Source organism: Corallococcus praedator (assembly GCF_003612125.1).
Taxonomy (GTDB): domain Bacteria; phylum Myxococcota; class Myxococcia; order Myxococcales; family Myxococcaceae; genus Corallococcus; species Corallococcus praedator.
Genome location: NZ_RAWI01000756.1, coordinates 1 through 1,311 on the forward strand (window position 1 = coordinate 1; position 1,311 = coordinate 1,311).

1 protein-coding gene and 1 pseudogene are annotated in these 1,311 nt (G+C 70.3%); both read right to left on the bottom strand.

Annotated elements, in window-relative coordinates:
• A partial coding sequence (locus D7Y13_RS41505; protein WP_158626207.1) for a DUF1254 domain-containing protein occupies positions 1–817 on the bottom strand: 817 nt, incomplete at its 3' end.
• 135 nt (positions 818–952) lie between these two features.
• Positions 953–1,311: pseudogene (locus D7Y13_RS46215) on the bottom strand (hypothetical protein); the annotation flags it as partial.

Sequence of the window (1,311 nt, forward strand, 5' to 3'; positions counted from 1 at the left end):
CCTCCAATGCCTCCACCCACTCGCGCGGCAGCTCCTCTGGCGCGAACACCCGCCCCGCGCCCATGCCAATCCTCGCGAAGCGCTCCATCAACGCACGCTCGGATGCGACCGGCGGGATGAACTGGAAGAGGAAGTTCACATAGCCGATGAACCGCGCGGACAACGCCCGCGCCTCCTCCCAGGGAGGGAACACCCCGTGGGGCACCGGCGGCGGTGGCGCCCTTCCGGCGAACTCCGACAGGGGCGTGAGCAGGTACTGCTTCTGCAGCTCACGCAGCAGGGGCAGATCCCCCATCCCTGACAGCGACGTGCGTCCCACGATGCACACCAGCTGCGTCGGCGCGCGCACCACCCCGTCCATGTCCGACGGTACCGCTCCGTCCCAGCCCGGCCCCGCGATGAGGTAGCGGCCCGACTTGAAGCCGGTCGTCCGCACGCCCAGGTAGGCGAAGTTCTGGGTGAACAGGTCGCAGAACTGGAAGACGTTGTAGCGGTCCTTCTCCACCTCCGGGAGGCGCAGCACCAGGGGCTCGCGCCGCAAATCCAACCACGCCATCGAATAAGGCGTGTCGTTGTTCGGCGTGACGACGTCCGTGTCCTTCGGCGTGAGCACCCGCGCGAAGTGCCGGAAGCGCTGGAAGCCGCCCGTGTAGCCCGACGACAGCGGGTCCTGCGTGCTCAGGTACAGCGTCTTGTAGTTGTAGAGCATCGGGTAGGCGTAGACGAACGCATCCCTAGCAATCTCCCGCGCCTCCTGGAGTGAGGCACCCTCCTCCTCGCGCGACGCCTCCCCGACTGCTTCCGACCCCTGCTGCATGACGGACCTCCCCCGGCGGACGACGCTCCCTGCCCAGGGTCCGTCGTCCAGCGTGCCTTGAATCTGGAGACTGGCTGCATCGCGGCAAGCAATGAACAGCCAACACATGCAAGGCCGCCCCACCCGGCTGCGCGGTCAGGCGTTGCGCCTTCGCCCCGACACCACGGCCAGGGCCACGAGCGCACTGCCCGCGCCCGCCATGGCCAGCAATGGCAGGCGAAGCCTCGCGCCGAGGGCCTCCATCACGCCCGTCGCGAACTCCCGGCCCGCGCGACGCAGGGGGCGCCCCTCCGCCGGAGTCTCCCGCCAGCGCATGGCTTCGTCCGCGAGCGAGTCCCCCGCGCTCCGGACGGTCGTGGCGACACCGCGCTCCACGAGCTTCTCCACCGAGGCCGCCAGCGCATCCGCCGAGAGCAACGGGCTGGCCGCCAGCTCCTCGCGGAGGCCCGCCGCCAGGCCTCGCACCAGCCCCCGGCCGGCGCGCTCCATCAGCC